Annotated in this window: 7 protein-coding genes and 1 pseudogene; 5 read left to right on the top strand and 3 right to left on the bottom strand. The window is 39.4% G+C overall.

Annotated features, from left to right (window positions below; all coding sequences use genetic code 11):
• Positions 1-475, top strand: a pseudogene (locus FGQ53_RS05520) (transposase family protein); the annotation flags it as partial.
• Between the two features lie 45 nt (positions 476-520).
• Here FGQ53_RS05520 and FGQ53_RS05515 read toward each other — a convergent pair.
• The 3 genes from FGQ53_RS05515 to FGQ53_RS05505 all read right to left on the bottom strand — a co-directional run bounded on the left by FGQ53_RS05515 (position 521) and on the right by FGQ53_RS05505 (position 3,152).
• Positions 521-1,015, bottom strand: coding sequence for a YkgJ family cysteine cluster protein (locus FGQ53_RS05515; protein WP_000031476.1), 495 nt, complete (start codon positions 1,013-1,015; stop codon positions 521-523).
• Between the two features lie 134 nt (positions 1,016-1,149).
• Complete coding sequence (ptsP, locus tag FGQ53_RS05510) at positions 1,150-2,883, bottom strand: phosphoenolpyruvate--protein phosphotransferase (RefSeq protein ID WP_138336507.1); 1,734 nt, start codon at positions 2,881-2,883, stop codon at positions 1,150-1,152.
• A 5-nt stretch (positions 2,884-2,888) separates the two neighbouring features.
• Positions 2,889-3,152, bottom strand: coding sequence for a phosphocarrier protein HPr (locus FGQ53_RS05505; protein ID WP_000146947.1), 264 nt, complete (start codon positions 3,150-3,152; stop codon positions 2,889-2,891).
• 349 nt (positions 3,153-3,501) lie between these two features.
• Here FGQ53_RS05505 and nrdH point away from each other — a divergent pair, with 349 nt between their 5' ends.
• The 4 genes from nrdH (at position 3,502) to FGQ53_RS05485 (ending at position 8,022) form a co-directional block, all read left to right on the top strand.
• Positions 3,502-3,720, top strand: a complete 219-nt coding sequence (gene nrdH / locus FGQ53_RS05500; protein WP_000259243.1) for a glutaredoxin-like protein NrdH — start codon at positions 3,502-3,504, stop codon at positions 3,718-3,720.
• Positions 3,721-3,800: 80 nt separating this feature from the next.
• Complete coding sequence (nrdE, locus tag FGQ53_RS05495) at positions 3,801-5,960, top strand: class 1b ribonucleoside-diphosphate reductase subunit alpha (protein WP_138336504.1); 2,160 nt, start codon at positions 3,801-3,803, stop codon at positions 5,958-5,960.
• A gap of 188 nt (positions 5,961-6,148) precedes the next feature.
• Positions 6,149-7,111 (top strand): class 1b ribonucleoside-diphosphate reductase subunit beta, encoded by a 963-nt coding sequence (gene nrdF, locus FGQ53_RS05490; protein WP_000451389.1) that lies wholly within the window; start codon positions 6,149-6,151, stop codon positions 7,109-7,111.
• A gap of 143 nt (positions 7,112-7,254) precedes the next feature.
• The gene (locus FGQ53_RS05485; RefSeq protein WP_000917573.1) at positions 7,255-8,022 is read left to right on the top strand and encodes a DeoR/GlpR family DNA-binding transcription regulator; all 768 of its coding nucleotides are present in this window, start codon (positions 7,255-7,257) and stop codon (positions 8,020-8,022) included.
• Positions 8,023-8,113: the final 91 nt, after the last annotated feature.

The following is an 8,113-nucleotide window of genomic DNA, read 5'->3' as shown; positions in this document are numbered from 1 at the left end:
TGATTGTGGATGCAACAGAGGTAAAAATCAATCGTCCTAAAAAAATCAACTAGCCAATTATTCTGGTAAAAAGAAATATCATGCTATGAAGGCTCAAGCGATTGTCACAAGCCAAGGGAGAATTGTTTCTTTGGATATCGCTGTGAACTATTGCCACGATATGAAATTGTTCAAAATGAGTCGCAGAAACATCGGACAAGCTGGTAAAATCTTGGCAGACAGTGGTTATCAAGGGATCATGAAGATGTATTCACAAGCGCAAACTCCGAGGAAATCAAGCAAACTTAAGCCACTAACTCTTGAAGATAAAGCCTATAACCATGTGCTATCTAAAGAGAGAATCAAGGTTGAGAATATTTTTGCCAAAGTAAAAACGTTTAAAATATTTTCAACAACCTATCGAAATCGACGCAAACGGTTTGGATTACGAATGAATTTGATTGCTGGAATTATCAACCGTGAACTAGGATTTTAGTTTCGCAGGAAGTCTATTATTAGAAATCTTTTATCCTTTAAATCTCTACAACTTATCCTTTAATTTCTCAACAAAGAGATAGGCTGCTGGACAGGTCAAGGTATTCTTAATCGTCAGATGGTTGATTTGATGGATCTTTTTACGGTCAGTATGAGGGAATTCACGGCAGGCTTTTGGACGAACGTCATAGATAGAACAGAGATTATCTCCTCCTAAAAACGGACAGGGCATGGATTTGAAAACCTTGTCTCCATCTTCATCCACTTGAAGGAATTCTGCTTCAAAAGCAGGTAATTTCATCTTAAAATATTTAGCAATACGGGTAATATCTGCTTCTTTGAAGTCAGGGCCCAAAGTCTTACAACAGTTAGCACAGGCGGTACAATCAATTTCCGCAAAGACTTCTTGATGAATCTGCTGGGCTATCTTATCTAGATTTTTTGGTGGCTTTTTCTTTAGATTGGCTAAAACTTTACGATGTTCCTTCTGCTTTTGCAAGGCTAGCTGGTGATAATACTCGATATCAATTTCTTTAGACATGGTTTCTCTCTTATTCTATTTACTTTCCCCTATTATACCATGCCTCTGGAGCATTGAAAAGTGGACTTTATTAGACCATACTTTTTCAACATACATCAAAAAAACCTTGCAACTAGGTTACAAGGTTAATGACATTAATCAAAGTTAACGTATTCTTTTTGAAGTTCAAGAACTTCTTCCATTGTTGAACACTCTGTAAGGGCACGGTTAGCGTACTCTTCCATCTTAGCAGTATCCAATTTCTTCATCAAGCTACGTGTACGGAGTACAGATGTTGCTGACATAGAGAACTCATCCAAGCCCATTCCGACAAGAAGTGGAACAGCTTTTTGGTCACCAGCCATCTCACCACACATACCAGCCCATTTACCTTCAGCGTGAGCTGCCTTGATAACGTTGTTAATCAAGCGAAGGATTGATGGGTTATAAGGCTGGTAAAGATATGAAACTTGTTCGTTCATACGGTCTGCCGCCATTGAGTATTGGATCAAGTCGTTTGTACCAATTGAGAAGAAGTCAACTTCTTTTGCAAATTGGTCTGCAAGCATAGCTGCTGCAGGGATTTCAATCATGATACCAACTTGGATATCATCCGCAACTGCAACACCTTCAGCAAGAAGGTTTGCTTTTTCTTCTTCATAAACTGCTTTAGCTGCACGGAATTCTTTCAAGAGGGCAACCATTGGGAACATGATACGCAATTGACCATGAACCGAAGCACGAAGAAGGGCACGGATTTGTGTACGGAACATTGCATCTCCAGTTTCAGAAATAGAGATACGAAGGGCACGGAATCCAAGGAATGGGTTCATTTCATGTGGCATATCGAAGTAAGGAAGTTCCTTATCTCCACCAATATCCATTGTACGAACAACCACTGGTTTACCATTCATTCCCTCAAGAACAGCCTTGTATGCTTCATACTGCTCATCTTCAGTTGGGAAGTCTTGAGAATCCATGTACAAGAATTCTGTACGGTAAAGTCCAACAGCTTCTGCACCGTTGTTGTTAACACCTTCAACGTCTTTTGGAGTACCGATGTTAGCAGCCAACTCGAAGTGTTTACCGTCAGTAGTCACTGTTTGAGCATCTTTCAAAAGTGCCCATTCAGCTTTTTGTTTAGCATAAGCTTCACCAGCTGCTTTAAATTCTGCCGCTTGTTCATCTGTTGGGTTGATAATCACTTCACCAGTAATTCCGTTCACGGCAAGGATATCACCGTCTTTCACTACTTCAGTGATGTTATTTGTTCCCAATACAGCTGCAATTTCAAGTGTACGTGCCATGATAGCTGAGTGGCTTGTACGTCCACCGATGTTGGTTACAAAAGCTTTTACAAAGTTTTTGTCCAATTGAGCTGTATCAGATGGTGTCAAGTCATGTGCAATCACGATTACTTCTTCATTGATTGAAGCTGGGTTTGGTAATTTCTTACCAAGAAGGTTTGCCAATACACGTTTTGTTACGTCGCGGATATCCGCTGCACGTTCTTGCATGTATGGGTTGTCTTCCATGCCTTCAAAGATCGTGATGAACATGTCAGTCACTTCTTTAAGACCCGCTTCAGCATTGACTTTCTTAGCACGAATTGTTTCTTTAATCTGACCGATCAATTCTGGGTCAGAAAGAACCATCAAATGAGCGTCAAAAACTTGAGCCGCTTCTTCACCAAGCGTACCTACAGCTTTCTCACGGATAAGAGAAAGCTCGTTTTGAGAAGCTTCAAGAGCTACATCCAAACGAGCCTCTTCTGCGTTTGTATCTTCGACTGAAATAGTCTCGAATGACAAATCCGGTTGAACGAGTAGATATGCTTTTGCAACTGCAACACCGTCAGATGCTGCGATTCCTTTAAGCATTTCTGTCATTTCCCTTATGCCAATCCTTCTTTTTCCATTGTTTCTGAGATTGCAGCGATAGCGTCATCTGCATCTGCACCTTCAGCTGAGATAGTTACGTCAGCACCTTGGCCAACACCAAGGCTCATAACACCCATGATTGATTTAAGGTTAACTGATTTACCTTTGTACTCAAGAGTGATATCTGAAGCAAATTTGCTAGCAGTTTGTACCAACAATGTTGCTGGACGTGCGTGAATACCTGTTTCTGCCACTACGTGGAAATCTTTAGAAGCCATAGTTTGACTCTCCTTTTGTTCTTTCTTTTTTGAGTTATATGTGACAACCCTTACAATTTGGTATTATACCATCTTCTAGGATTTTTTTCAAGCATTTTATGGGATTTATTCGATTTCCTTTCAGATAACTTGCTGAAAATCTTCCATATCGGATAACAAAACACAGGATATAGTTTTTAAAAATCAACTTATGGGACAATTATCACTATTTCACAAAACAAACACTACATATTGTGTTTTATGGTATCGTGTGCAAAAACAGACCACTATATTTAGTTTTAAATCATTGACAAAAATTTATTTTCTGATATACTAAGAAAGTAATCTATTTTGAAAAAGGAGTTACATAATGGTAACCGTTTATTCTAAAAACAACTGTGTCCAATGTAAGATGACCAAACGTTTCTTGGACAGCAATAACGTTGAATATAAAGAAATCAATCTTGATGAGCAACCTGAGTACATCGATCAAGTTAAAGAGCTCGGTTTCAGCGCAGCTCCTGTTATCCAAACACCAACTGAAGTCTTTTCAGGTTTCCAACCAGGAAAACTGAAACAATTAGCATAATCTTAGTACATCATCCAGAAGAGACTGCTTCTAGGGCTAACTTAGAAGCCTTTCTTTTGTAATTAGATAAGGGAAATTTTATGGGATTAAAACATCTTGAGGACGTGACTTACTTCCGTCTCAACAACGAAATCAACCGTCCTGTTAATGGACAAATCATGCTTCATAAAGATAAAGAAGCCTTGGATGCCTTCTTTAAAGAAAATGTAGTTCCAAATACTATGGTTTTTGATTCAATTACTGATAAAATCAACTACCTCATTGAACACAACTACATCGAAACAGCCTTTATCAAGAAATACCGACCAGAGTTTTTGGAAGAGTTGCATCAATTTATCAAAGACCAAAACTTCCAATTCAAGTCTTTCATGGCTGCCTATAAATTTTATAATCAATATGCCTTGAAAACAAACGACGGTGAATACTATCTTGAAAGTATGGAAGACCGTGTCTTCTTTAACGCATTATATTTTGCTGACGGTGATGAAGCCATTGCAATTGATATTGCCAATGAAATCATCCACCAACGCTACCAACCCGCTACTCCTTCCTTCTTGAATGCTGGTCGTGCTCGCCGTGGGGAGTTGGTATCCTGCTTCTTGATTCAGGTCACAGATGATATGAACTCTATCGGACGTTCTATCAACTCTGCTCTTCAACTGTCACGTATCGGTGGTGGTGTGGGGATTTCTCTCAGCAACCTTCGTGAAGCTGGTGCACCTATCAAAGGTTATGAGGGTGCTGCTTCTGGTGTCGTACCAGTTATGAAGCTTTTCGAAGACAGCTTCTCTTACTCAAACCAATTAGGGCAACGTCAAGGTGCTGGTGTTGTCTACCTCAATGTCTTCCACCCAGATATCATCGCCTTCCTTTCAACTAAGAAAGAAAACGCTGATGAAAAAGTTCGTGTAAAGACCCTTTCACTTGGTGTTGTGGTTCCAGATAAATTCTACGAATTGGCTCGCAAAAATGAAGAAATGTACCTCTTCAGCCCATACTCAGTAGAGCTTGAATACGGTGTGCCATTCAACTACATTGACATCACTGAAAAATACGATGAATTGGTCGCAAATCCAAATATCCGTAAGACAAAAATCAAGGCGCGTGATTTGGAAACTGAAATCTCTAAATTGCAACAAGAGTCTGGCTACCCTTATGTCGTCAACATTGATACGGCTAACCGTGCAAACCCTGTTGATGGTAAGATTATCATGAGTAATTTGTGTTCTGAGATTCTTCAAGTTCAAGAACCAAGCTTGATCAACGATGCTCAAGAATTCCTTCAAATGGGAACAGACGTATCATGTAACCTTGGTTCAACTAACGTGGTCAACATGATGACTTCACCTGACTTTGGTCGTTCTATCCGTGCTATGGTTCGTGCCCTTACTTTCGTTACAGATAGTTCACACATCGTAGCTGTCCCTACAATCGACCATGGAAATAGCCGAGCTCATACTTTTGGTCTTGGGGCCATGGGACTTCACAGCTACCTTGCTCAACAATTGATTGAGTATGGATCGCCTGAGTCTGTTGAATTTACAAGCATCTACTTTATGCTTATGAACTACTGGACCTTGGTTGAGTCAAACAATATTGCGCGTGAGCGTGGTATCACCTTCCACAACTTTGAAAAATCAGACTATGCTAACGGAAGCTACTTTAATAAGTATTTGACTGGCGAATTTGTTCCAAAATCAGACCGTGTTAAAGAACTCTTCAAAGATGTCTTTATCCCAAGTGTTGCTGACTGGGCTGAACTTCGCGACAAGGTTCAAGCAGATGGTCTTTACCACCAAAACCGCCTTGCTGTAGCGCCAAATGGTTCTATCAGCTACATCAACGACGTTTCTGCTTCTATCCACCCGATTACGCAACGTATCGAAGAACGCCAAGAGAAGAAAATCGGTAAAATCTACTATCCAGCTGCTGGCTTGTCAACAGAAACCATTCCTTACTATACTTCTGCCTACGATATGGATATGCGTAAGGTGATCGATGTTTACGCTGCTGCGACTGAGCACGTTGACCAGGGACTTTCACTCACTCTCTTCATGCGTAGTGACATTCCAAAAGGACTTTACGAATGGAAAAAAGAAAATAAACAAACGACACGTGACTTGTCTATCCTTCGTAACTATGCCTTTAACAAGGGAATAAAGTCTATCTACTACGTCCGTACCTTTACTGATGATGGTGGAGAAGTCGGTGCCAACCAATGTGAAAGCTGTGTGATTTAATCTTTGCTTGAGGAAACTACATTTACTCAGGTTATCGATTCATTTACCAAGCTAAACTGGAATAAGCATCTATACTATGGAAAAACACAAAAGTCGGACTTCCGACTTTTTGTGCGATACTCCTCTAGAATTATGATAAAATAGAATAATTGTGAGTTCGCAATACTAAACACAGAAAGAGATTTCAAATGGAAACTTACTACAAAGCCATTAACTGGAATGCCATCGAAGATGTCATCGACAAATCAACTTGGGAAAAGTTGACAGAGCAATTCTGGCTCGATACACGTATTCCCTTGTCAAATGACTTAGATGACTGGAGAAAGCTATCAAGTGTAGAAAAAGACTTGGTTGGAAAAGTCTTTGGTGGTTTAACCCTTCTAGACACTATGCAATCTGAAACTGGAGTTCAAGCCCTTCGCGCAGACATCCGTACACCGCATGAGGAAGCTGTTTTCAATAACATCCAATTTATGGAATCTGTCCACGCAAAATCTTACTCTTCTATCTTCTCTACCCTAAATACCAAGGCTGAGATTGAAGAAATTTTCGAATGGACCAACACCAATCCATATCTACAAAAAAAGGCTGAGATTGTCAACGAAATTTACCTAAACGGTAGCCCACTTGAAAAGAAAGTTGCCAGTGTCTTCCTTGAAACCTTCCTCTTCTACTCTGGTTTCTTCACTCCCCTCTACTATCTTGGGAACAACAAACTAGCCAACGTCGCTGAAATCATTAAATTGATCATTCGTGATGAGTCTGTTCACGGAACTTACATTGGTTACAAATTCCAACTTGGTTTCAATGAATTACCTGAAGAAGAGCAAGAAAAACTAAAAGAATGGATGTACGACCTGCTCTACACTCTTTACGAGAATGAAGAAGGCTACACAGAAAGCCTCTATGATGGTGTTGGTTGGACGGAAGAAGTCAAAACCTTCCTTCGCTACAATGCTAACAAGGCACTCATGAACCTGGGACAAGATCCACTCTTCCCAGATTCAGCTGATGATGTCAACCCAATCGTTATGAATGGCATTTCAACAGGAACTTCCAACCACGACTTCTTCTCTCAAGTCGGAAATGGTTACCTCCTTGGTGAAGTTGAAGCTATGCAAGACGATGACTACAACTACGGTTTGGACTGAGGTCATCTATTTTATAAGTGATAAAAAACATCATGGTTTGTTTAAAACAACCATGATATTTTTGTTTTTGTTTTCTTTTGTTTTTTAAATTGATTGATTGAATACTTTATGATAAAATAGTAATAGAAATAGAGGTGATGACGATGTTAAAGCAGGAAAAACTAGATAATATTCTAGAAACGGTAAATACAAAGGGAACTATTACTGTAAAAGAAATCATGACTCGTTTGGATGTGTCAGATATGACTGCTAGACGCTACTTGCAAGAGTTGGCAGACAAGGATTTACTTGTTCGTGTGCATGGAGGAGCTGAAAAAATTCGCACAGGTTCCATTTTAAACAATGAACGTTCCAATATTGAAAAACAAAGCTTGCAGATTGCAGAAAAACAAGAAATTAGCCGTTTTGCAGGCCATTTAATTGACGAAGGTGAAACTATTTTTATCGGCCCAGGGACAACCTTGGAATCTTTTGCCCGTGAACTTCCAATCGATAATATTCGTGTTGTAACAAACAGTTTACCAGTTTTTCTCATCCTAAACGAACGGAAACTAACAGATTTGATTTTAATCGGTGGAAACTATCGCTCTATCACCGGGGCCTTTGTGGGAACACTAACCTTGCAAAACTTGGCCAATCTACAATTTTCTAAAGCCTTCGTTAGCTGTAATGGTATCAAGGACAATGCGATTGCGACCTTTAGTGAAGAGGAAGGTGAATCCCAACGCATCGCCCTCAATAATTCCAATAAAAAATACTTACTAGCTGACAATAGTAAGTTCAATAAGTTTGATTTTTACACCTTCTACAATATCTCAGATATTGATACCATCGTTTCAGATTCTAAACTGAGCAAAGAAACCTTCGAACAACTTTCAAAACAAACAAAAATTATTCTTTCTAAACCATAAAACTGAGGATTGATAAAATATATAGTAGATTGAATCTAGAACAGTACGCCGTGGTTGCTAAAATATTTCTATACATTAATTTGACTTTCCT

This window comes from Streptococcus mitis (genome assembly GCF_005844455.1).
Classification (GTDB): domain Bacteria; phylum Bacillota; class Bacilli; order Lactobacillales; family Streptococcaceae; genus Streptococcus; species Streptococcus mitis_BF.
Note: the sequence above shows the minus strand (reverse complement) of the source record. Positions and strands in the feature narration are given on the sequence as shown.

Bases quoted from the DNA above. Each gene is read 5' to 3' on its own strand.
- FGQ53_RS05515 (WP_000031476.1), bottom strand. From the start codon at position 1,015: ATGTCTAAAGAAATTGATATCGAGTATTATCACCAGCTAGCCTTGCAA.
- ptsP (WP_138336507.1), bottom strand. From the start codon at position 2,883: ATGACAGAAATGCTTAAAGGAATCGCAGCATCTGACGGTGTTGCAGTT.
- FGQ53_RS05505 (WP_000146947.1), bottom strand. From the start codon at position 3,152: ATGGCTTCTAAAGATTTCCACGTAGTGGCAGAAACAGGTATTCACGCA.
- nrdH (WP_000259243.1), top strand. From the start codon at position 3,502: ATGGTAACCGTTTATTCTAAAAACAACTGTGTCCAATGTAAGATGACC.
- nrdE (WP_138336504.1), top strand. From the start codon at position 3,801: ATGGGATTAAAACATCTTGAGGACGTGACTTACTTCCGTCTCAACAAC.
- nrdF (WP_000451389.1), top strand. From the start codon at position 6,149: ATGGAAACTTACTACAAAGCCATTAACTGGAATGCCATCGAAGATGTC.
- FGQ53_RS05485 (WP_000917573.1), top strand. From the start codon at position 7,255: ATGTTAAAGCAGGAAAAACTAGATAATATTCTAGAAACGGTAAATACA.